We start from the raw sequence: 20,974 nt of genomic DNA on the forward strand, positions 1-20,974 counted from the left end.
GGCGAGAGCAACATGGCAGTAAAGTACCAGATTAAACCGTACCGCCTTAGCGATGTGAGGCCTGGTCAGGAAATTGGGCGTCTGGTGCTGACACCGGATAACAGGGTTATTTTAAGCGAGGGTACCATTCTTTCCGAAAGTATGATTGAAGGTCTAAAGTTTTGGGAGATTAGTACGGTATTTATCAAGGAACCCTTGTCATCTGGGATCGAAATTGATTTCTCTATTCCCGAGACTCTTCACCAAAAAAAGTTTTACGCTGATTATGACAATACGGTAGCAGCCATTAAATCTGCATTCTCCCAAATCCGCTTTTTCAAAGAAGTTCCGCTCACTAACATGCGTGAATTAGCCAATAATTCAATTGAGCCGCTTGTCAACTCAAACGGTGTAATTAATCATATGCACATGGTGCGCCGGCAGGACGACTATACTTTTCACCACTCTGTTAATGTAGCTGTTATTTGCGGGGTGCTGGGAAAATGGCTGGGTTATACCGGGAAAAATTTGAAAGATCTGATTTTTGCGGGTTTGCTGCATGATGTGGGTAAGACGCAAATTCCGGTAGAGATATTAAATAAACCTGGCAAGCTTTCGCACGAAGAGATGGACATTATGCGGCTGCATACAATCAGAGGGTATCACCTTGTCCGCAGTACACCCGGAATTCCGGTCGGAGTGATCTACGGAGTTCTCCAGCATCATGAACGTTTTGACGGTAGTGGCTATCCGTTTTCGGTGCGTGGGGACAAGATTCATGAATATGCAAAGATCATTGCTATTGCCGACATATATGACGCCATGACGTCCGACCGCGTGTATCATCGCAAAGTTTCGCCATTTGCTGTAGTTGAGATGCTTGTGGAAGAAATGTTTAACAAGCTTGACCCGGCTATTTGCACATTTTTTTTAAATAATGTCCGGGATTATTTTGTCGGCAATATTGTTGAATTGAATGACGGCCGTCAGGCCGAAGTCATTTATCTGGGCCAATTTATGGCTTCAAGGCCGGTAGTGTTGACCCAGGACGGTGAATATATTGATTTGGAACGTAATAAAAGCCTGAGTATTGCTAAAGTTATCCAGGCATAATCATAAAATAAATGATAGAGATAAGGGGAAACGATTATGAACAGAAAGGCAGTTGTGCTGCTGTCAGGTGGCTTGGATTCTACTGTTTGTATGGCTGTCGCCAACAGTCAGGGGTATGAATTGTTGCCAATCAGCTTTAATTACCACCAGCGGCACAGCCGGGAGCTTGCCGCCGCCGCCAGCGTAGCCCGTCATTACAATGTTGGTCGCCACTTGATTATTGAAACAAATATGGATGCTATCGGCGGCAGCGCTCTTACCGATACTAGTTTGCCTGTACCGGACGGCCAGATCGGGGCCGCTGGCGTGCCGGTTACTTATGTGCCGGCCAGAAATTTAATTTTTTTAAGTTATGCGCTGGGGTACGCTGAGGTGACAGGAGCTGACCGGGTATATATCGGGGTCAATGCACTTGATTATTCAGGTTACCCCGACTGCCGGCCCGAGTTTATCGGCATGTTTCAGCAACTTGCCGACTACGCTACCAAAGCGGCTACCGAGGATGGACGGAAGATAATAATCGAGACACCGTTGATACATCTTACCAAAAAGGATATTGTGCTGTTGGGGGACAAGCTGGGAGCGCCGCTGCACCTGACTACAAGCTGTTATCAAGGCGGCGACCGGGCGTGCGGGCACTGCGACAGTTGTCTCTTGCGCCTTAAGGGGTTTGCTGAGGCCGGCCTGAAGGACCCTATTTTGTATCGTGACTAGGAGTGAATAGTGTGAAACAAATGACTCAAGGACGCAACAGCAACATTAAAGATGTTCAAAATAGTTGGGACGAGCGTGGTATTGCCATTCAAAAAGTCGGGGTCAGCGATGTTCACTTACCGTTTTTAATTAAGACTAAAGCTGGCTCTTTTCAAAGTGTGCTGGCTAAAATTAAGCTTACCGTCGATTTGCCGCAAGAGTTCAAGGGAACGCATATGAGCCGGTTTATTGAAATCTTAAGTGATTGGAGTCAAAAACCGGTATCCTACCGGGAAATTGAGAATATACTGACAGATACTATTGACCGTCTCCATGCCAAGCGGGCTCATATTGATATTAATTTTAAGTATTTTATCGAAAAAACGGCCCCGGTAAGCGGGTTTAAAAGCATGCTGGATTATGATTGTATGTTTTCCGGCAGTCTGGCCCGGGGTGAACATTTAGACTTTATGTTTGGCATTATTGTGCCGTTTACGTCATTATGTCCTTGCAGCAAAGAAATATCCCGGTACGGTGCGCATAACCAACGGGGAATCATGCGGGTAAAGATTAAGCAGCAGCCAGGCAGATTTATTTGGATTGAGGACTTGGCCGAGCTGATGGAATGCCAGGGGAGTTGCCAGGTATACCCGCTCTTAAAACGCGAAGATGAAAAATATGTTACGGAAAAAGCCTATGAAAATCCAAAATTTGTGGAAGATGTACTCAGGGATCTGGTGTTAGCCTTGCGTCAAGTTGACAGTGTTCAGTGGTTTGAGGTGGAATGTGAAAACTATGAATCCATCCACAATCACAGCGCTTATGCCGCTCATATTGAGACTGTTGACCGGTAAGTTAATAAAGGCGGTGCCGGCTATTCGCGGGAATAGTCGGCGCCGCAACTGTTTTTTAGAAATTATTCAGCGCTGTAGTCGCCGTTGACATCATACTTGGCGGTCATGGTTTGGTTGGCCAATTTGCTGGCTGAGGTATTGGTGCTGGTTTTGCCGGTGGTCTGGGATTGGTTGGCCAGTTTGCTCAATTCGCTCAGATTAGCAGATGTGCTGGCAGTAGTGCCAGAAGTACCCGAAGTGCCTGAAGTAGCGGTAGTGCTGGAATAGTCGTTATTGGCATCCATTTTAGCAGTCAAGGTGCCATACTCGCGTTTGCTTTGTGCTTGTTTGGACTGTGTGGACTGTTTAGATTGTTCCATAATGCGTATACCTCCCATGTTAATTATTATATTGGTCGATTATGCGACCAATATTAGTATCAGAAATCACAGATCAAGTCATACCAGGGATTTTTTGCCCCGCTTGATCTGCGGAGCTATGAAAAATTTGCCTAATTAAGTTCAACATGTTATGATACATTTTGACATAGTTGTTTCCAAATGATGAAGTAGGGTTGAGGTAATCATGAAGCGGTTAATTGTAAATGCAGATGATTTTGGACTGCATGAAAACATTAATTATGGCATCATCAAGGGACATACTAAAGGGTGTATTACAAGCACGTCACTGATGGCCGGCGGCAAAGCTTTTGAACATGCTCTCAGTCTGGCTGAGGCTCAGCCGGAACTGGGCATCGGTGTCCACCTGACACTGGTAGGAGCATACCCGGTAACAGACCCGGGACGGATTCCAACGCTTGTTGATGGTGAGGGCTTATTGTGCCGGGATTATCCGGCTTTTTTAAAGAAATTTTGTTTTGGTAAAATCAGGCTTGAGGACATTCGTCAGGAGCTTGCCGCTCAGGTTAAGGCCGTGCTGGCTGCCGGGGTTACCATTACGCATTTGGATAGCCATCAACACATGCATATTGTACCGGGAATCATTGATGTGGTGCTTGATATTGCCAAAGAATTTACTATCAGGGCTATGCGTATACCCGCTGAACCGCTGGCATTCTTTGGCGGATTTAAACCATCGGCAGGACGGGTAATTGGCCGGTCAGGACTCACTATCTTGGCGCGACTGGCTGGCCGGAAGGCGCGTCAGGCCGGACTGGCTGTGCCTGATCATTTTTTTGGTATGCTGGCCGGTGGCAGTATGGAGGAAAGGCTGCTGCTTACCGTAATGGACTGCTTACCCCCTGGTTCAACAGAAATAATGATTCATCCGGGGCTTGATGATGCAATATTAAATGCTTATTTTGGCTGGAATTATAATTGGCAGACTGAACTGGCAGCTGTTACCAGCAGTCAGGTGGCTGAAAAGTTAGCCAAAGGCAATATTGAACTTTGTTCATTTGCCGGGTTGGCCCGAAAATAGTAATAATTTTAATAAGGGGTAGATGAAATGAAAGCGTTAGTGACCGGTGGCGCCGGTTTTATTGGCTCACATACTGTTGATACTTTGCTGGCTAAAGCCTGGGAAGTTGTAGTTCTTGACAATCTTAGCACCGGTCTTGCCGGCAATATTAATCCAGGTGCAAAATTTATTAAAATGGATATATTAAGTAATGATTTGTTAGAAGTTTTCAGACAGGAAAAGTTTGATTATGTCGTTCACCTGGCTGCCCAAACGGCAGTGCCTTATTCAATGAATCACCCTGATGTTGACTGCCGGATCAATGTATTAGGTATGGTTAACGTTCTTGAGGCTTGCCGCCAAACAGGTGTAAAACGTGTGGCTTTTGCCTCAAGCGCCGCTGTTTACGGTGATGCGGGAGCGCTTCCCATCGTTGAAAACACCGACCTTAAGCCAGCCTCTTTTTATGGCCTCAGTAAGCATAGCGGCGAAAAATATCTGGAACTGTACAGCAAGGTGCACGGGCTTAATTATGTGGTGCTTCGTTATGCTAATGTCTATGGAGAACGCCAGGGTGATGGCGGCGAGGGCGGAGTTATCAGCATTTTTACCCGTAGAATTTATCAAAACCAGCCTGTGGGCATTTTTGGTGATGGCGGGCAAACCCGCGACTTTATTTATGTCGGAGATGTGGCTGAGGCCAATTATAAGTCCCTGATCGCTCCTCAGGCAGCTGTTAATAGGGTATATAATGTAAGTACTCAGACGCAGACTAGCGTTAACGACCTGGTTGCAATAATGGCTGAAGCTGCGGGGAAACAGGTGGAGAAAGTATACCTGCCGGCCAGAGAAGGCGATATTTATCATTCCATGCTGTCAAATCAGGCAGCCTTGAATCTTCTTTGCTGGAATCCGTGCATGCCCTTGGCCGAAGGTCTGAGGCGGACATATCATTCTCTAAAGAAAACCATGTAAGTGGAGGGCAGTTATGAATCGACGGTTCGACGTTGAATTTTGGTTTGTGGCCTTAATCGCTGCAACTATCATGTTTTTTTATTTAGGCGGTATCCCGTTGTTAGATCCTGATGAGCCGGTTTATGGTGAAACTCCCAAGGAAATGCTGAGGTTTAATGAATATTTATCACCGCGCATCTATGGTGAATACTGGTATGATAAGCCGCCGATGTACTACTGGCTGGTGGCCGGTGCTTTCCGGCTTTTTGGAATGAATGAGTTTGCTGCCCGGTTTCCTTCGGCTCTCTTGGGAGTGGCCGGGGTTTTGGCCGTGTATTTATTTGGCCGCCAATTGTTCAATAGACGCGCAGCTATGGCTGGGGCGCTTGTTTTGGCGACAAGTGTTGAGTATTTTTATTTGGGCAAAGCCGCGGTTACCGATATTACTCTGAATTTTTGCCTAATGCTTTCGTTGTTGGGGTTCATTACCAAACGCTACTCCCTAATGTACATTTTTGCCGGTTTGGCCACTGTAACTAAGGGGCCGGTGGGTTTTTTGTTTCCGGGAGCCATAATATTTTTATATTTAGCTGCTACCCGTCGCTTTGAGTTACTTCGCGAGATGAAAATTCTTAAAGGGATTATTTTGTTTGCTGTGACTGCCTTACCGTGGTATTGGTTTATGTACAACACACACGGCAGCGCTTTTATTGATACCTTTCTTGGTTTTCACAATGTAACCCGTTTTACCTCGCCGGAACATCCGGAAGGAGTATTGTGGTACTACTTTATCCCGGTGCTTATACTTGGTTTTTTTCCGTGGACGTCTATTTTAGTCCAATCAGTATGGTGTTCACTGACCAAGAGCAGTTTTGAGCAGAATAGGATACTGCTGTTCTTAAATATCTGGGCTGCTTTCATATTTACCTTTTTTACCATATCACAGACTAAGCTGGTGTCGTACATCCTGCCTGTGTATCCGCCGCTGGCGCTCATCGCCGGCTGGTATATTGACCGGATTTGGGACTCAAGAAGGCATAAGGGGCATTATACTGCCTGGGCGGCAGTGTTGGCTTGTCTGGTGTTGTTAATTATTGCCGGCATGTTATTCGGGGTAAAGGCCATGCCGGTACTGGTTAACGGAGTTATCGCCCTAATTGTGCTATTGGCCTTAATGACTCTTGGGGTCGTGATCTTTGTATGGCGCCACCAAAGAACCAAAGTTTTTTGGACGCAAGTGATTGCAATGATGGTTTTTTCCATGGTGCTTGTTGGCGTGTTGTTTCCGGCAGCGGCGCCACATTTTACCTCTAAGTATATTGCTGAACAATTTATTGCTAACTATGACGGTAAATCGCCGGTTTATGTTATCAAGTTTCTCCATCCCGGATTTACCTATTATACAGATATTTACGGAATAGAAATAACAGCACCGCAATTAACTAAGGTAATTAATACCCACGGCAAGGCATACTTGCTTATTCGACAGTTAGAATATAAGCAGTTGGCCGAATCTGACCGTCATAAGGTCAAAGTGCTGGCAGAATCGGCGGATAAACTGATTTTGGTCAAAGATTAGTATGGAGGAACAGGTATGCAGGGTATTAGATTGACTTTGATATTTTTAGTGGCGTTAATGTGTTATGTAACATTTAACGGCTCGATTGCTGTTACCGATCCGGTAGAGTCAAATTATGCGCTGACAGCTAAAGAAATGCTTGAAAGCGGCGATTGGCTCTCACCCCGGATTTATGGCCAATATTGGTTTGACAAGCCGGTAATGATTTACTGGTTAATTGCGCTTAGCTATAAGTTATTTGGAATTAATGAATTTGCAGCGAGGTTTCCGGCCGGGGTATTTAGCGCCGCCAGTGTAACTTTGCTGTACTGGTTTGCCGGTAAAGTATACAACCGTCAAACAGCGTGGCTGGCCGCTTTGGTCCTGGCAACCTCGCTTGAATTTTGGGTATTGGCCCGAATGATCATTACCGATGCCGTTTTACTCTTTTTCAATAGTGCGGCCATGGCCTTGTTCTTTCTCGGGCTTAGCGAGGGGGGGACAGTATGGTATTGGGCTGCTTATGCGGCCGCCGGTATGGCTGTTTTGACCAAAGGCCCGGTAGGCATTGTCTTGCCTGGGTTGACCGTCTTTGTATATATTGTGCTGACCCGGCAATGGCGGCTGTTTTGCCGGCTGCGTATCTTCTCCGGTTTAGCTGTGTTTTTGCTGGTTGCCGGTCCATGGTATGCGCTGATGTACTTTGCGCATGGACGAGATTTTATTGATACCTTCCTCGGGCTGCATAATTATCTCAGGGCAACAGTGTCGGAACATCCCAAAGACAATGTTTTTTATTACTATTTAGTGCTGTTTCCCGTTAGCTTACTGCCGTGGACAGGTCTTCTGTTTAAATTCCTGAAAGATATCCGGCAGGAGCTAAGTTCGCCGCTTGCCGCATATCTGGTGGTGTGGCCGGGGGTAATGCTGTTATTTTATACCCTTATGGCCACAAAATATCCGACCTATGTCTTTCCGGCCAGCTTTCCTGCCGCTCTGTTAATGGGCAAGCTTTTATATCAAATGCGCCAGCGGGAAAAACGCTCCGAGTGGCTGTGGCTATCGGTACCGGCTCTTCTGGTAGTGGTTGGTATGCTGGCTGGTCGCAGCTATATTGCTGACAGCCGCATACTATTATACATTTTGGCGGCTGTCACTATCGGCGCGTTGCTGTGGCTGCAATTTATCGGCAAATTCAGCCGTCTGCCTGAAATGACAGCTCTTGCCGTAGTTGTTCTCAGTTTGGTGTTGGTGAGTACAGCCCTGGCACCACTGGCGGCAACCCGCTCGGCCAAAGCGCTGGCCGGCGTACTGCCGCCAAGTGGCTATGCAATAGGGGCTTACGGCGAATACGCCGCCTCAATGGTATTTTACAGCGGCCATATTATGCCGTTGCTTGTGACAGGCCAGGAAGAAGCCGGTAAACAAAGTGTATGGTCAGGTAAATATACTATGCCTAAGGAAACTTTTGCCGACTATGTAGCCCGGTCTGAGCTAGAGCCGCAAGCTTTTATTCTTACTAAAGGCAGGGACGAGCAAAGTTTTCGTTCACAATCCTGGGCGAGTGATTATACCCCGGTTGCCGTCCAGCATGATATGATACTATATCAGCGCCAGGCGTACCGTTGACACCTAAATACCCAGACTTATGTCTGGGTTATTTTTTTATTATTTTTATAATTTTCAAACAGCAATGAGCAGGAAAATATTATGAATATATCCAATTAATATTAATTAATGAAATATGTGGTATTAGCAGGGGCGGAAGGAGGGGAAGGGTAAACCTGCTGACCATGATTTTTTAGGGGGGACATTATGAAAAAGGTTTTAGCCGTATTAGTAGTGTGTGTGATGGTGGCAAGTGTACTGGCTGGTTGCGGCGGCAGTCAAACAACAGCTCAGAAGACAACGCAAATGATCTTGGCTACTGGTGGGACGGCAGGCACTTACTATCCGTTTGGCGGGGCTATGGCGCAAATCTTTAACAGCAAGGTTCCTAACGTTAATGTTACGGCTCAGTCTACCGGCGCATCGGTCGAAAATCTGCGTCTTGTTAACAAGAAAGAGGCCGAATTGGCTATTGTTCAAAGCGACATGCTGGATTATGCCTATAACGGAAAGGAATCTTTTAAAGAAAAGCTTCCCAACCTAAGTGGTATTGCTGTATTGTATCCTGAGATTATCCAATTGGTAGTGGGGGCTGATAGTGGCATTAACAGTATTGCTGACTTGAAAGGCAAAAAGGTCGGCGTCGGTGCTCCCGGTAGTGGGACTGAAGCCAATTTCCGGCAACTCATTGATGTTTTTGGTATGGACTACACATCGCTTACTCCGCTGTACCTTTCGTTCGCGGAATGTGCTGACCAGTTCAAAGATAAGCACTTGGATGCTTTCCTGGTAACTGCCGGTATTCCTAATTCTGCTATCCAGGATATTGCTTCCCAGCACAATATCAAAATTTTAACACTGACTGATGATAAAATTGCCCAGCTGACTCAGAAATATCCCTTCTTGGCGCCGGTGACTATTCCGGCTAACACTTATAAGGGCCAGACTGAAGCGGTCAAGACAGTAGCCGTAAGCGCTACTCTTATTGTTAACCCGGAAGTGAAAGAAGATGTCGTCTACAACATTACGAAAGCCCTGTTTGAAAACCAGGCTGAGTTGGGCAAAGCTCATGCCAAAGGCAAAGAGCTTAGCTTAGAAGCGGCTGTCAAAGGCATGCCAGTACCTTTCCATCCGGGCGCGGCTAAATATTTTAAGGAAAAAGGAGTACTGAAATAAGATAGGCTAATATGCGCAAAAGTTTACTTGTGGCCGGCGGCGTTGCAGCATTACTGCTGTTTATTGCCGCCGTCCCCATTCATACCGTTCTTGCCATAACGGCTGCAAAAACTGCCAGGCCTGTACTCTATGCCCGCGTAGAATCAGGTCAGGAATTTGTTATTAAATTTATCCATTCAGTGAATAAACGCCCCGTATATGACTATATTCGGGTAGAAGACGACCACTTTCGCGTGGTTAAATCGGTTTATGATTCTTTCGGTGCTGGTATGCCGGAGACTTCGGTTGCTGGCATGGAACTAAAGTTCAATGCTCAGGGGCTGCTTGAACTTACCAATATTAACCGCACGCTGGATAATTTTACGGTATTTGTCGGTACTGTTGCCGAACACTCGCTGACAATTAATAACCAAGAGGTTTATCTGGCCGATTTGGTTGCCCCGGGGACAGGGCTGCAATTTGCAATTGCCAAAGTTTCTTATTATGAATTGTGGAAAGGCAGGTGTCTTAATTGAGTAATCTACATGACAGCAAAAACACCGGGAGCAGTTCTGAGGTTGAACCGGAAATATCGCAAACCGAACTGGAAGCGTTAATGAAGAAAGTTGATAAAGAGTCGACTTTCCGCAAGCTTGAAGGATTTCAGTATAAGTTGGTATACGTGATTGCCGTGCTTTTTTCCTGTTATCATTTGTATACAGGAATGTTTGGCATGTTTGCCGCTCAAATCCAGCGGTCAGTGCATTTGGCGTTTGCTTTTGCATTGGTATTCTTGCTGTATCCGGCAAGGCAGAAGTCGTCAAACCGGATCGGCATCGTTGATTACATTACTGCCGCGCTGGCTGTTTTTACCGGTCTTTATCTGACCATCAATTACCAGCATATTATGACTGCGGCCGGTAACTATACCCAAACGGATTTGCTGTTTGGCATTTTGGGGGTGTTGTTTACCCTGGAAGCCGCCCGCCGGGTTGTTGGCACACCGATTGTGGTTATTGCCGCATCTTTTTTGATTTATGCTTATTTTGGCAATTATTTTCCCGGTTTCTTATCCCACCGCGGTTACTCGGTGGAACGGATCGTAACCCATATGTACTACACTACTGAAGGTATTTTGGGCATTCCGTTGGGAGTATCCTCTACTTTTATCTTTCTGTTCCTCTTGTTTGGCGCTTTTTTGGAGCGTACCGGCATTGGCAAGCTGTTTATTGATATTGCCAACGCTATTGCCGGTTGGGCTTCAGGCGGCCCGGCCAAAGTTGCCGTAATCACCAGTGCCTTGGAAGGTACTATATCGGGCAGTTCTGTCGCTAATACTGTTGGATCAGGCAGCTTTACTATTCCCATGATGAAAAGACTGGGCTACCGGCCGGAATTTGCAGCGGCGGTCGAAGCTTCGGCTTCGACCGGTGGCCAGATTATGCCGCCGATAATGGGTGCTGCCGCTTTTTTGATGGCGGAGTTCATCGGCATGCCCTACATTGAGATTGCTAAAGCCGCCGCTATCCCGGCTCTCTTGTATTTCCTCGGTGTATTAATTTCCGTGCATTTTGAAGCCAAACGCCTGGGATTGAAAGGAGTTAGCCGTTCGGAATTGCCTACAGTTTGGTCGGTAATAAAAGAACGCGGACATTTATTTGTGCCGCTTGTCGCCATCATTTATGTGCTGACTGAAGGTTCTACACCTGTTAGGGCGGCGCTGGTCGGCCTGGCATTTTCAGTAGCGGCCGGTATGATAAAAAAAGAGACGCGCATGAGTCTGGCTGATATCATCAACGCGCTTGAAGCCGGAGCCAGAAGTGCGTTGGGGGTGGCTATCGCTTGCGCTACTGCCGGTATTATTGTCGGTGTTGTTACTTTAACCGGGGTAGGACTCAAAATGGCCAACGGACTTGTTGATCTAGCAGGTGGTAATTTGCTTCTAACGCTTATGTTTACAATGGTTGCATCACTCATTTTGGGCATGGGGGCTCCGACTACCGCAAATTATGTAATTACATCGACCATTGCCGCTCCGGCGCTTGTTCTCCTTGGCGTACCGGTCTTAGCCGCCCATATGTTTGTCTTTTATTTTGGCATCGTGGCAGACATTACACCGCCTGTGGCGTTGGCAGCCTACGCTGGGGCCGGGATTGCTAAAGCTGACCCGTTTAAGACAGGGGTAACGGCCACCAAGCTGGCCATCGGTGCGTTTATTATTCCGTATATCTTTGTGTTTAGCCCTCAAATAATACTTATTGGCAGTACTAGTCTGGGTATTGTGCAAAACCTTACTACCGCTATTTGCGGCATGACAGGGATTGGTGCTGCCATGATAGGGTATTGCTTGGCCAATATGTCTCTTGCTGAACGGATTTTATTCTTTGTAGGTGGTTTAATGCTTATTGACCCGGGTATATGGACTGATATTGCCGGTGTAGTCATGTTAGTGACCGGTATTATCATTCAGATACGGAAAAAGAAGGTTTCTCAGTCAGCGTCTTTGGGCGCTTAAAAGAAAGCCGTGGTAATTGACCGGCAAATATTGAATAAATTATTATTATGTCTTATAATATTACGGTATATACTAAAATCTGTTCCATTGAGACATGGGCTATAAGAGGAGTGAAAAAACTAACATGGCACTGACTGTTAACCCTAAACTGTGTAAGGGCTGTGGTATCTGTGTGCACTTTTGTCCAAAATCAGTCCTTGCTCTGGACGATATGGGCAAAATTTATGTAAAAGATATTGATAAATGCGTTGCATGTGGTCAATGTGAGATTCGCTGCCCGGATTTTGCCGTGAAGGTGACAAAATCCGAACAAACTAAGGCAGAGTATGATGGGAGTGATACCAAGTGACTAAAGCGCGGTTAATGCAGGGGAATCAGGCTTGTGCCGAAGGCGCGTTGGCGGCTGGTGTCCGTTTTTTTGCCGGATATCCTATTACCCCGAGCACGGAAATTGCTGAAATACTTGCCGAAAAGCTGCCGCAACTCGGCGGCAAGTTTATCCAAATGGAAGATGAAATTGCCAGTATGGGAGCCGTGTGCGGCGCATCCCTGACAGGGGTGAAAGCCCTTACTGCCACCAGTGGCCCGGGATTTTCCTTAAAGCAGGAGCTTATCGGTTATGCCGCTATGACGGAAATTCCGCTCGTTGTTGTTAATGTGCAGCGGATGGGCCCAAGCACCGGCTTGCCTACCTCGCCTGGACAAGGTGATGTAATGCAGGCCCGCTGGGGAAGTCATGGTGACCGCGGTGTTATTGCGCTGTCGCCGGCTTCGGTGCGCGAGTGTTTTGACGTGACAGTTAAAGCCGTTAATTTTGCTGAAAAGTTCCGGACACCGGTTATTCTGCTGTTGGACGAGGTTATTGGTCATATGCGCGAGCGGGTTGAACTGCCGGCAATGGATGATATTGAGATTATCAACCGTAAGCTGCCGGTCGTGCCGCCAAGTGAGTATCAGGCCTATAAACCGGATGCTGACGGCGTCTCGGCCATGGCCCCCTTTGGTTCCGGCTACTATTATCATGTAACAGGCCTGGTTCATAACCACCTAGGTCAGCCTACGCAGGCCAACACTATTACTGCCGAACTTATTGAGCGGCTGCATACTAAGATTGATAATGCCAAAGATGAATTGACGCTGTATACCGGGCACTATCTTGATGATGCTGAAGTGCTGGTAGTTGCCTACGGGGGTTCAGCCCGGGCGGCTATTGCTGCTGTTAAGGCTGCCAGAGAGCAGGGTGTTAAAGCCGGTTTACTCAAGCTAATAACCATCTGGCCGTTCCCCGGTCATGTGCTTGAGCGGGTAGCGCAACAGGCCAAGAAAGTTATTGTTCCAGAGCTTAATTACGGCCAATTGGCTGGTGAAATTGAGCGGTATGTAGGCAAGGACAGAGTTGTAGCGGTAACCAGGGTTGACGGTGAATTGTTCAAGCCGGATGAGATACTGGCGCCTATTATTACAGCAGCTGGAGGTGCTAAATAATGGCAGACATCGAAAAATATTTGCGGCAGTCAGCATTTCCCCATATCTGGTGCCCAGGCTGCGGTAACGGCGTTGTTTTGGCCTCTATAATCCGCGCTATTGATAAATTGGGCCTTGAACAGGACAAAACAGTTATTGTGTCCGGTATTGGCTGTTCGTCGCGGGCGTCCGGGTATATGAATTTTAATACTGTACATACGGCGCATGGCCGGGCTCTGACATTTGCTACCGGTATTAAGCTGGCCAAGCCTGAACTAAATGTATTGGTTATCACCGGCGACGGCGATGCTACCGCTATTGGCGGCAACCATTTCATTCATGCTGCCAGACGGAATATTGACATTACTACGATTATTTTTAATAACAGCATTTATGGTATGACCGGCGGGCAATCGTCGCCGCTTACTCCGCTGGCGAGCAAGTCGACAACCGCGCCGTTTGGCCATATTGAACGGTCATTTGATATTGGCGCATTAGCTATTGCGGCGGGCGCCACTTATGTGGCCCGCGCTACCGCATACCATGCCACCATGCTGACCGACTTGGTGGCCAAGGGGATCGAGAATAAAGGTTTCTCGGTGATCGACGCCATTACTCAATGCCCTGTTTCCTTCGGACGGAAAAACAAAATGGGTTCGGCCGCCAAAATGATGGAATGGCAGAAAGATCATGCCATTTACGTCCAGGCGGCAGCTAAGCTTTCGGCGGAGCAACTTAAAGATAAGTTTGTTATCGGCGAACTCCACCGGTCGGAAGCCCCTGAATATACGGCTGAATATGATAAACTTATAGCCCAGGTGCAGGCCAAAAGGGGGAATAAGTAAATGTGGCAAATTAGCTTGAGCGGTACTGGGGGCCAAGGCCTTATCCTTGCCGGCATCATCTTGGCCGAGGCTGCGATTATTGACGGAAAACAGGCGATTCAGACCCAGTCATATGGTCCGGAAGCCAGGGGCGGGGCCAGTAAATCGGAAGTTATTATCAGTGATGAAGAAATTGATTATCCGAAAGCAACGGCTACTGATATCATGCTGGCTATGAGCCAGGAAGCGTGCAATAAATATATTGGGCTGCTTAAACCGGCAGGGCGTCTTATTGTCGATACTACGCTGGTAAAAACCGTACCGGCTGTAGATGCACAGAAACTTGCGTTACCCATCACCCATATTGCCAGGCACGAACTGGGCAATGTAATGGTTGCCAATATCGTTGCCTTAGGTGCGTTGGCCGGGTTTTCCGGTGTAGTCGGTATTGATTCCCTGACTAAAGCTGTATTGGCCAGAGTACCCAAAGGCACTGAAGAACTTAATAAGAAAGCGCTTGAAACCGGCTTTGTGTTAGGGCAGGCTGAGCGATAAGCGATATTAGGAGAAGGAGTCTTCCAAGTTAACGGAAGACTCCTTCTTTTATGGAAATGGTGTTACTTAAAAAAGAGATTGCTTCACATTCGTTCGCAATGACGGTTAGTCATCGGTCATAACGAAATAGTACTTGCATCCAGTTTTTACCAACTTTTTTTCAAACTTTTCACTCCCCCAATAGAAGTTTTTATCGGTATGATGGTCTGACCGGTATAACATTTCGCAATAAACCGCTAAAATCCTTTTCCAATTTGCGAAAAACGCATAATTTACAGAAAAAAATTTAAATTATTTAATTTTATTATAATTAGGCTGGCTGAGCAGGAAAACATACAAATATATGGAATATAGTTATTGTTATAACATAATAAGTGTAAGGGAATAGGTGCTTCGTGCTTAATAGGGAAGTCCGGTGTAATACCGGTACGGTCCCGCCACTGTAATGGGGATGCCGCCTAAATTATGCCACTGGGAAACCGGGAAGGCTTAGGTGGGCGATGAACCAGAGTCAGGAGACCTGCCTATTCTAGCACACGCCGTTAGGACCTACGGAAGATAGGCAGGTGTGGGTACAATAATCAGACATATTGTTGCTAGTGTTTGGTGTTATACCCCCTGCTCAAGGGGGTTTTTCTATTGTCTGACAAACCGATGCGCAAAGGAATTACTACCGGGACCTGTGCGGCTGCGGCCGCCAAGGCAGCTGTTATGGCTTGGCAGGGGCAGCATGTTGCCGCAGTTGAGGTAATTTCACCACAAGGAATAACACTGGTAGCACCGGTGGCTGAAAGTCAGGCCATTGCCGGTGGCGGTGTCGCTTCGGTAATCAAGGATGCCGGCGATGATCCGGATATTACTCATGGTGCGCAGATAGTCGCTGAGGTTATTGTTACTGATGACCCGGAAATTGTCATCAAAGCCGGCGAAGGAGTGGGTACTGTTACCAAACCGGGGTTAGCAGTACCGGTAGGTCAGCCGGCGGTCAACCCCGGGCCGCGCACGATGATAACCAAAGCGGTATTTGATTGTTTGCCGCCAGGCAAGGGCGCGGTCGTAACTGTTTCTGTTCCCGGTGGGGAAAAGCTGGCGGCAAGGACACTGAATCCAATATTAGGGATAGTCGGCGGGCTCTCAATCATCGGGACTACCGGCATTGTTGAACCAATGTCGGAAGAAGCCTTCAAAAATTCGTTGGTACCACAAATCAGTGTAGTAAAAGCGTTGGGGTATCAAGACATAGTATTTGCTCCGGGGAAAATTGGACAGGATATCGCCGTAAACCGCTACGGTCTGCCAGCCGCAGCCGTTGTTCAGACCAGCAATTTTATCGGTCATATGCTGGAAAACGCTGCTAAATATGGTATGCACCGGGTACTGCTGTTTGGTCATCTCGGCAAAATTGTTAAGGTGTCGGCAGGAATATTTCATACGCATAATCGCATGGCTGACGCCCGGCTCGAAACGATTGCCGCTTATCTGGCAGCCAGCGGGGCACCTCAGGCAGCCATCGAAGAGGTACTGGCTTCGACTACTACAGAAGCTGTTATGCCAATTATTGCCCGTTATAACATGACTGGGGTATATAACTTGCTGGCCGAGCGGGCCAGTATGAGAGCCACGCGCTATGTGTTTGGTGATTTGACGGTGGGAACGGTTATTGTGACTTTGCAGGGAGAGATACTGGGTCTTGACCGGACAGCCCGGGAAATTGGAGGCCATCTAGGATGGAATGTAAATATCAAATAATTGTTGTGGGTATTGGTCCTGGTTCGCCAGATTATGTGTTGCCGGTTGCCAGCCGCGTGATTGCTGCGGCTAAAGTTCTGGTAGGCAGCAAACGGGCGCTTGATACTTTTTCGTCCGTTGGCCAGGTTACTAAAATTATTGATAAAGACATTAACGGTGTGCTGGATTTTATCGCCGGCCAGCTTGCCAGCCATGATGTAGTGGTTATGGTGTCAGGCGATCCGGGATTTTATAGTATGCTGGCTGCGCTCAGGCACCGGTTTGCTTCTGAACGCATTACTGTAATTCCTGGTATTAGCTCAGCGCAGTTGGCATTCGCCCGGCTGGGTGAAGTATGGCAGGATGCGGCTTTGATCAGTATGCACGGCCGTCAGGCTGCCGATGATGTACTTGCTTACCGGCCTGGACGCAAGTTGGGTATTTTAACTGATACCAGACATAATCCCGCCCATATTGCCAGCATTCTCTTAAACCATGGTTGGCCGGAAACAGCATGTGTGTGGTTGTGCGCTAATCTGTCTTATGACAATGAAGTTGTTGCGGCCATGACTTTGGCCGAGGCGGCGGTGACGCCGGGATTCGACCATAGTGTAATGGTGGTGAAAGCATGAACCATAATTTGGGTATACCAGACAGTGAGTTTATCAGGGGCGATATCCCCATGACTAAGCAAGAAGTCAGGATATTGACCTTGGCAAAAGCAAAAATTGGTATGAACGACACGGTAATTGATATTGGCGCCGGCACAGGTTCGTTGTCAATTGAAGCCGCTCTGTTAGCAAGTAAGGGCCGGATTATTGCCATTGAGCGTGAACCTGAAGGTTTTGAACTCATTAAGGCTAATGCCGCCAAGTTTCGAGTCGCTCATGTTGAGCCGGTACTGGGGGCAGCGCCTGCAGCGCTTGATGGTTTACCGGCTGCTGACGTAATTTTGATCGGCGGCAGCGGCGGTATGCTGCCTGAAATTCTAGCGGGGGCTGACAAACTGCTAAAGCCGGGCGGACGCCTGATAGCTACTGCTGTTACTGTTGAGACGCTGGCGGCCGTGCTGGGGATTATGCGGCAAAAACCTGAATACACCATTGAGGCCAGTGGTGTGCAAATCACTAGAATTCAGCCGGTAGGCGCCAGTAATATGTTTAAGGCCCTTAACCCGATATACATAATCGCGTGTACTAAAGAGGTTTAGGTCGCTCATTGATCTTAACCGCGTAAAAGAAGGGAGAATATTAATGAATGTATTTTTTGTAGGCGCCGGTCCGGGAGACCCTGAACTCATAACTGTTAAAGGCCAACGCTTATTGGGACAGGCTGATGTCATTATCTACGCCGGGTCGCTGGTTAATCCGGCCCTCCTGTCACTGGCTAAAAACGGCGCCGCCATCTATAATAGTGCGTTGATGACGCTTGACGAAGTTATTGCGGTCATGGAACGTGCGGCAGCCGAAAACAAGCTGGTAGTCCGCCTGCATACCGGTGATCCCAGTATTTATGGTGCAATCCAGGAACAAATGGACGCGCTGGCCGCTAAAAATATTACTTTTGAAGTTATTCCGGGAGTTAGCTCTTTTTTGGCTACAGCTGCCGCACTCAAACAGGAATATACGCTGCCTGATGTGTCGCAGACAGTGATTATCACCCGCCTGGAAGGACGCACACCGGTGCCTGAAAAGGAAAAGCTGGCTAAGCTCGCCAGCCATGAGGCCACTATGTGCATCTTTTTAAGTGTTCATATATTGGACAATGTTGTTAAAGAACTCATAGACGGCGGCTATACGCCTGATACGCCGGTAGCTATCGTACAAAAAGCTTCTTGGCCTGACCAGAAAATTTTCCGCGGTACTTTGGCTGCCATTGCGCAAATTGCCAAGGATAATCATATTGACCGCACCGCCATGATTGTGGTCGGTAAAGTTTTAGGCTCCGATTATGCACTGTCACGGCTGTATGCTCCTGAATTTGGACACATGTTCAGACAGGCGCAGGAGGCCAGGTAAGTTGTGAAGCTGGCAGTAGTTTCGGTTACCAGTAAAGGGGCCCGGCTTGCCGGACGGCTAGCGCCGTTATTGGGATCTGATGTAGATATATATGTTAAGGCCGGACGTAATCCGCTCAATTGGCCTAATACCTATACTTGTTTAAGCGGTTTAGTCAGCGAAATATTTTCATCCTATGACGGTTTGGTATTTATTATGGCCACCGGTATTGTTGTCCGGGTTATTGCGCCGCACGTCAAAGACAAACGGTTTGACCCGGCTGTGGTGGTTATAGATGACGGCGGCAATTTTGCCATCAGCCTGCTATCAGGGCATATTGGCGGCGCCAATGATTTAACCCGGATGATAGCCGGTGCTGTCGGCGCTACGCCGGTCATAACTACGGCCACTGATGTGGCCAGTTTGCCGGCGGCTGATGTGCTGGCAGTCAAACTTAACCTGGCGATTGAGCCGTTTAACTCTTTAAAAACAATTAATTCAGCTATTGTTAACGGTGACAGGGTAGTCTTCTTCATTGACCGGTTATTGGCTGATTACGAGCGCTACGAGTGTTTGGCGCACGAACAAGGAGTTGCGCTGGCTGATGTCAGCGAACTAGGGCAAGCCGATAACTATGACGCCGCGGTAGTCATTACCGACAGGGAACTTAATATTACTAAACCGCATTTATATTTGCGGCCAGGGAGTCTGGCAATCGGACTTGGCTGCCGCCGGGGCACTACCAGCGCCGAAATTCTGGCAGCTATAAGTCAGGCTTGCCGGGAGGTTGGGCGCAGTTTTAAAAGTGTCGCTGTTATCGGCAGTACAGTGGTCAAGGAAGACGAAATTGGTTTACTGGCAGCGGCGCAACAGCTTGATGTGCCTATTGAGTTTTTTACTAATGATCAGCTCCGGCACTGCATCGAGAAATATAAGCTATCGTTATCAGATTTTGTCAATGAACAGATAGGAGTGGGGAATGTATGCGAACCAGCAGCTATTCTGGCGGGGCAGAACGACAACCTGATTTTGCCCAAAACCAAGTATCCCAAAGTGACTGTGGCTATCACGCCGGTAAAATATCGGTGGTGGGAATAGGTCCAGGCAGCCTTCATGATATGACCCCCCGGGCCCGGCAGGCTATTGAATGTGCCGAAGTTATTGTTGGCTATGATACATATTTGGATTTGATCAAAGAATTATTGACAGGTAAAACCACAATCGGTACCGGGATGATGCAGGAAATTGACCGTTGTCAGGCAGCGGTTGAGCAAGCCATGAACGGGAGGAAAGTGGCCGTTATTTCCAGCGGTGACCCTGGTGTGTATGGTATGGCCGGATTGGTGCTGGAACTTGTTGCCAAGTATCCGGCCTCTGTTCAACCGGAAGTGGCTGTCGTTCCCGGCATTAGTGCAGTAGGCGCCGCCGCTGCCATTCTGGGTGCGCCATTAATGCATGACTTTGCCGTTATCAGCTTAAGCGATCTCTTAACTCCTTGGGAAGTTATTAGAAAACGGGTGGAAATGGCTGCTGCCGGTGATTTTGTCATTGCTATCTATAATCCGAAGAGCATCCGGCGGACAAGTCAAATTGAGACAGTGCGTGAAATTGCCTTGCAGCACCGCAATCCGGGAACCCCGGTAGGTATTGTACATCATGCTACCCGGGACAAAGAAAATATGATCATATCAACGCTTGATAAATTTACTAATGAACATATTGATATGTTTTCCCTTGTAATCATTGGGAACAGTCAGACCTATGTGGCTGACGGCAAAATGGTAACGCCGCGGGGCTACCGGCTATGATTTTAGTGCTGGCCGGGACGTTGGATGGCCGGGAATTGGCTATGCGCCTGGCTGCAAGCGGCTATGATGTGCTGGTATCGGTAGTCAGCGATTATGGCCGAAGTCTGGCTGATGCGCCCGGTATTACCGTACATACCGGGCAGCTTGATCTAAATGGCCTGCGGGAGCTAATAACCTCCCGGTCAATTAAAGCGGTAGTTGACGCCAGTCATCCCTACGCTGTCAATGTCTCATTAAACGCCATGGCGGCATGTGCAGCGAGCTGTGCCAAGTATATACGCTATGAACGGGATGAAGTCATAACTCCTGCTTATGACCGGTTATATCGGGCCGGTGATGCTGCGGAAGCGGCCAAGCTGGCCGCCGGTCTGGGCAAGGTTATATTTCTGACTACCGGCAGCCGCACGCTTAAAATATTTAAAACCGAACCGTTACTAACCGGCTGCCGCCTAATTGCCAGGGTGCTGCCGCAACCTGACGTGCTTGCCGAGTGCATCGCATTGGGCTTTAGTCCCGGTGATATTGTGGCGGTCAAGGGACCATTTTCGCACCAACTCAATGTGGCTTTGTTTACAGAGTATGCCGCTGAGGTCATTGTAACCAAAAACAGCGGTACAGTAGGCGGTGCTGATACTAAAATATCGGCTGCTGTGGAATTGGGTTTGCCGCTGGTCGTTATTGGCCGACCGGATGTTGAGTACAGGAATTTGTGCCGGACTCAAGAAGCTGTATTAGCGTTGCTTACATAATTTATTTGTTCAGAACAAGCCG

General features: G+C 47.8%; 22 protein-coding genes and 1 riboswitch. Of the genes, 21 read left to right on the plus strand and 1 reads right to left on the minus strand.

Going from position 1 to position 20,974, the window contains the following annotated elements; translation table 11 throughout:
* Positions 1-12: 12 nt before the first annotated feature.
* Genes SCACP_RS07515 through folE2 form a run of 3 tightly spaced genes read left to right on the plus strand, consistent with a single transcriptional unit; the run spans position 13 to position 2,639 of the window.
* Positions 13-1,092 carry an HD-GYP domain-containing protein gene (locus SCACP_RS07515; RefSeq protein ID WP_425060729.1) on the plus strand — a complete coding sequence of 360 codons (1,080 nt, stop codon included), beginning with the start codon at positions 13-15 and terminating at the stop codon, positions 1,090-1,092.
* A 36-nt stretch (positions 1,093-1,128) separates the two neighbouring features.
* A complete protein-coding gene (gene queC / locus SCACP_RS07520; RefSeq protein ID WP_425060730.1) occupies positions 1,129-1,806 on the plus strand; it encodes a 7-cyano-7-deazaguanine synthase QueC in 678 nt (225 codons plus the stop codon).
* Between the two features lie 44 nt (positions 1,807-1,850).
* The gene (folE2, locus tag SCACP_RS07525; protein ID WP_425061347.1) at positions 1,851-2,639 is read left to right on the plus strand and encodes a GTP cyclohydrolase FolE2; all 789 of its coding nucleotides are present in this window, start codon (positions 1,851-1,853) and stop codon (positions 2,637-2,639) included.
* Positions 2,640-2,701: 62 nt separating this feature from the next.
* Here folE2 and SCACP_RS07530 read toward each other — a convergent pair whose 3' ends face one another.
* Positions 2,702-2,998: a hypothetical protein gene (locus SCACP_RS07530; protein ID WP_425060731.1), complete on the minus strand. Its 297-nt coding sequence runs from the start codon at positions 2,996-2,998 to the stop codon at positions 2,702-2,704.
* A 205-nt stretch (positions 2,999-3,203) separates the two neighbouring features.
* Here SCACP_RS07530 and SCACP_RS07535 point away from each other — a divergent pair, with 205 nt between their 5' ends.
* The 18 genes from SCACP_RS07535 to cobK all read left to right on the plus strand — a co-directional run bounded on the left by SCACP_RS07535 (position 3,204) and on the right by cobK (position 20,952).
* Positions 3,204-4,058 (plus strand): ChbG/HpnK family deacetylase, encoded by an 855-nt coding sequence (locus SCACP_RS07535; RefSeq protein ID WP_425060732.1) that lies wholly within the window; start codon positions 3,204-3,206, stop codon positions 4,056-4,058.
* A 27-nt stretch (positions 4,059-4,085) separates the two neighbouring features.
* Positions 4,086-5,012: an NAD-dependent epimerase/dehydratase family protein gene (locus SCACP_RS07540; protein ID WP_425060733.1), complete on the plus strand. Its 927-nt coding sequence runs from the start codon at positions 4,086-4,088 to the stop codon at positions 5,010-5,012.
* A gap of 13 nt (positions 5,013-5,025) precedes the next feature.
* Complete coding sequence (locus SCACP_RS07545) at positions 5,026-6,570, plus strand: ArnT family glycosyltransferase (protein WP_425060734.1); 1,545 nt, start codon at positions 5,026-5,028, stop codon at positions 6,568-6,570.
* Positions 6,571-6,585: 15 nt separating this feature from the next.
* Entirely contained in the window at positions 6,586-8,178 is a 1,593-nt protein-coding gene (locus SCACP_RS07550) for an ArnT family glycosyltransferase (protein WP_425060735.1), read from the plus strand.
* Positions 8,179-8,364: 186 nt separating this feature from the next.
* On the plus strand, positions 8,365-9,333 hold the full coding sequence (locus SCACP_RS07555; RefSeq protein WP_425060736.1) for a TAXI family TRAP transporter solute-binding subunit: 969 nt from the start codon (positions 8,365-8,367) through the stop codon (positions 9,331-9,333).
* A gap of 11 nt (positions 9,334-9,344) precedes the next feature.
* Positions 9,345-9,848, plus strand: coding sequence for a DUF1850 domain-containing protein (locus SCACP_RS07560; RefSeq protein WP_425060737.1), 504 nt, complete (start codon positions 9,345-9,347; stop codon positions 9,846-9,848).
* 80 nt (positions 9,849-9,928) lie between these two features.
* The gene (locus tag SCACP_RS07565; RefSeq protein WP_425061348.1) at positions 9,929-11,827 is read left to right on the plus strand and encodes a TRAP transporter permease; all 1,899 of its coding nucleotides are present in this window, start codon (positions 9,929-9,931) and stop codon (positions 11,825-11,827) included.
* A 124-nt stretch (positions 11,828-11,951) separates the two neighbouring features.
* Positions 11,952-12,176, plus strand: coding sequence for a 4Fe-4S dicluster domain-containing protein (locus SCACP_RS07570; protein ID WP_425060738.1), 225 nt, complete (start codon positions 11,952-11,954; stop codon positions 12,174-12,176).
* A complete protein-coding gene (locus SCACP_RS07575) occupies positions 12,173-13,312 on the plus strand; it encodes a 2-oxoacid:acceptor oxidoreductase subunit alpha (protein ID WP_425060739.1) in 1,140 nt (379 codons plus the stop codon). Before SCACP_RS07570 ends, SCACP_RS07575 begins: the two co-directional genes overlap by 4 nt.
* Entirely contained in the window at positions 13,312-14,136 is an 825-nt protein-coding gene (locus SCACP_RS07580) for a thiamine pyrophosphate-dependent enzyme (protein WP_425060740.1), read from the plus strand. The genes SCACP_RS07575 and SCACP_RS07580 overlap by 1 nt, the downstream gene beginning before the upstream one ends.
* Positions 14,137-14,670, plus strand: coding sequence for a 2-oxoacid:acceptor oxidoreductase family protein (locus SCACP_RS07585; RefSeq protein ID WP_425060741.1), 534 nt, complete (start codon positions 14,137-14,139; stop codon positions 14,668-14,670).
* A 369-nt stretch (positions 14,671-15,039) separates the two neighbouring features.
* Positions 15,040-15,212: riboswitch (cobalamin riboswitch) on the plus strand.
* Positions 15,213-15,324: 112 nt separating this feature from the next.
* Positions 15,325-16,419, plus strand: coding sequence for a cobalt-precorrin-5B (C(1))-methyltransferase CbiD (gene cbiD, locus SCACP_RS07590; protein ID WP_425061349.1), 1,095 nt, complete (start codon positions 15,325-15,327; stop codon positions 16,417-16,419).
* Positions 16,398-17,030 carry a precorrin-6y C5,15-methyltransferase (decarboxylating) subunit CbiE gene (gene cbiE / locus SCACP_RS07595; protein ID WP_425060742.1) on the plus strand — a complete coding sequence of 211 codons (633 nt, stop codon included), beginning with the start codon at positions 16,398-16,400 and terminating at the stop codon, positions 17,028-17,030. The genes cbiD and cbiE overlap by 22 nt, the downstream gene beginning before the upstream one ends.
* Entirely contained in the window at positions 17,027-17,608 is a 582-nt protein-coding gene (gene cbiT / locus SCACP_RS07600; RefSeq protein WP_425060743.1) for a precorrin-6Y C5,15-methyltransferase (decarboxylating) subunit CbiT, read from the plus strand. Before cbiE ends, cbiT begins: the two co-directional genes overlap by 4 nt.
* Before the next feature lie 43 nt (positions 17,609-17,651).
* Positions 17,652-18,416 (plus strand): precorrin-4 C(11)-methyltransferase, encoded by a 765-nt coding sequence (cobM, locus tag SCACP_RS07605; RefSeq protein ID WP_425060744.1) that lies wholly within the window; start codon positions 17,652-17,654, stop codon positions 18,414-18,416.
* Positions 18,417-18,419: 3 nt separating this feature from the next.
* The gene (locus tag SCACP_RS07610) at positions 18,420-19,493 is read left to right on the plus strand and encodes a cobalt-precorrin 5A hydrolase (protein ID WP_425060745.1); all 1,074 of its coding nucleotides are present in this window, start codon (positions 18,420-18,422) and stop codon (positions 19,491-19,493) included.
* 20 nt (positions 19,494-19,513) lie between these two features.
* Entirely contained in the window at positions 19,514-20,203 is a 690-nt protein-coding gene (gene cobJ, locus SCACP_RS07615; RefSeq protein ID WP_425061350.1) for a precorrin-3B C(17)-methyltransferase, read from the plus strand.
* The gene (gene cobK / locus SCACP_RS07620; protein ID WP_425060746.1) at positions 20,200-20,952 is read left to right on the plus strand and encodes a precorrin-6A reductase; all 753 of its coding nucleotides are present in this window, start codon (positions 20,200-20,202) and stop codon (positions 20,950-20,952) included. The genes cobJ and cobK overlap by 4 nt, the downstream gene beginning before the upstream one ends.
* Positions 20,953-20,974: the final 22 nt, after the last annotated feature.

The organism is Sporomusaceae bacterium ACPt, from assembly GCA_041428575.1.
Classification (GTDB): Bacteria; Bacillota; Negativicutes; order Sporomusales; family Sporomusaceae; genus Sporomusa_D; species Sporomusa_D carbonis.

Coding starts and splice junctions, on each gene's coding strand:
- cobK (WP_425060746.1), top strand. CDS start 20,200: ATGATTTTAGTGCTGGCCGGGACGTTGGATGGCCGGGAATTGGCTATG.
- cobM (WP_425060744.1), top strand. CDS start 17,652: ATGAATGTATTTTTTGTAGGCGCCGGTCCGGGAGACCCTGAACTCATA.
- SCACP_RS07580 (WP_425060740.1), top strand. CDS start 13,312: ATGGCAGACATCGAAAAATATTTGCGGCAGTCAGCATTTCCCCATATC.
- SCACP_RS07530 (WP_425060731.1), bottom strand. CDS start 2,998: ATGGAACAATCTAAACAGTCCACACAGTCCAAACAAGCACAAAGCAAA.
- SCACP_RS07540 (WP_425060733.1), top strand. CDS start 4,086: ATGAAAGCGTTAGTGACCGGTGGCGCCGGTTTTATTGGCTCACATACT.
- cbiD (WP_425061349.1), top strand. CDS start 15,325: ATGCGCAAAGGAATTACTACCGGGACCTGTGCGGCTGCGGCCGCCAAG.
- queC (WP_425060730.1), top strand. CDS start 1,129: ATGAACAGAAAGGCAGTTGTGCTGCTGTCAGGTGGCTTGGATTCTACT.
- cbiT (WP_425060743.1), top strand. CDS start 17,027: ATGAACCATAATTTGGGTATACCAGACAGTGAGTTTATCAGGGGCGAT.
- SCACP_RS07570 (WP_425060738.1), top strand. CDS start 11,952: ATGGCACTGACTGTTAACCCTAAACTGTGTAAGGGCTGTGGTATCTGT.
- SCACP_RS07560 (WP_425060737.1), top strand. CDS start 9,345: ATGCGCAAAAGTTTACTTGTGGCCGGCGGCGTTGCAGCATTACTGCTG.
- SCACP_RS07585 (WP_425060741.1), top strand. CDS start 14,137: ATGTGGCAAATTAGCTTGAGCGGTACTGGGGGCCAAGGCCTTATCCTT.
- cbiE (WP_425060742.1), top strand. CDS start 16,398: ATGGAATGTAAATATCAAATAATTGTTGTGGGTATTGGTCCTGGTTCG.
- SCACP_RS07545 (WP_425060734.1), top strand. CDS start 5,026: ATGAATCGACGGTTCGACGTTGAATTTTGGTTTGTGGCCTTAATCGCT.
- SCACP_RS07535 (WP_425060732.1), top strand. CDS start 3,204: ATGAAGCGGTTAATTGTAAATGCAGATGATTTTGGACTGCATGAAAAC.
- cobJ (WP_425061350.1), top strand. CDS start 19,514: ATGACCCCCCGGGCCCGGCAGGCTATTGAATGTGCCGAAGTTATTGTT.
- SCACP_RS07565 (WP_425061348.1), top strand. CDS start 9,929: ATGAAGAAAGTTGATAAAGAGTCGACTTTCCGCAAGCTTGAAGGATTT.
- SCACP_RS07550 (WP_425060735.1), top strand. CDS start 6,586: ATGCAGGGTATTAGATTGACTTTGATATTTTTAGTGGCGTTAATGTGT.
- SCACP_RS07555 (WP_425060736.1), top strand. CDS start 8,365: ATGAAAAAGGTTTTAGCCGTATTAGTAGTGTGTGTGATGGTGGCAAGT.
- SCACP_RS07515 (WP_425060729.1), top strand. CDS start 13: ATGGCAGTAAAGTACCAGATTAAACCGTACCGCCTTAGCGATGTGAGG.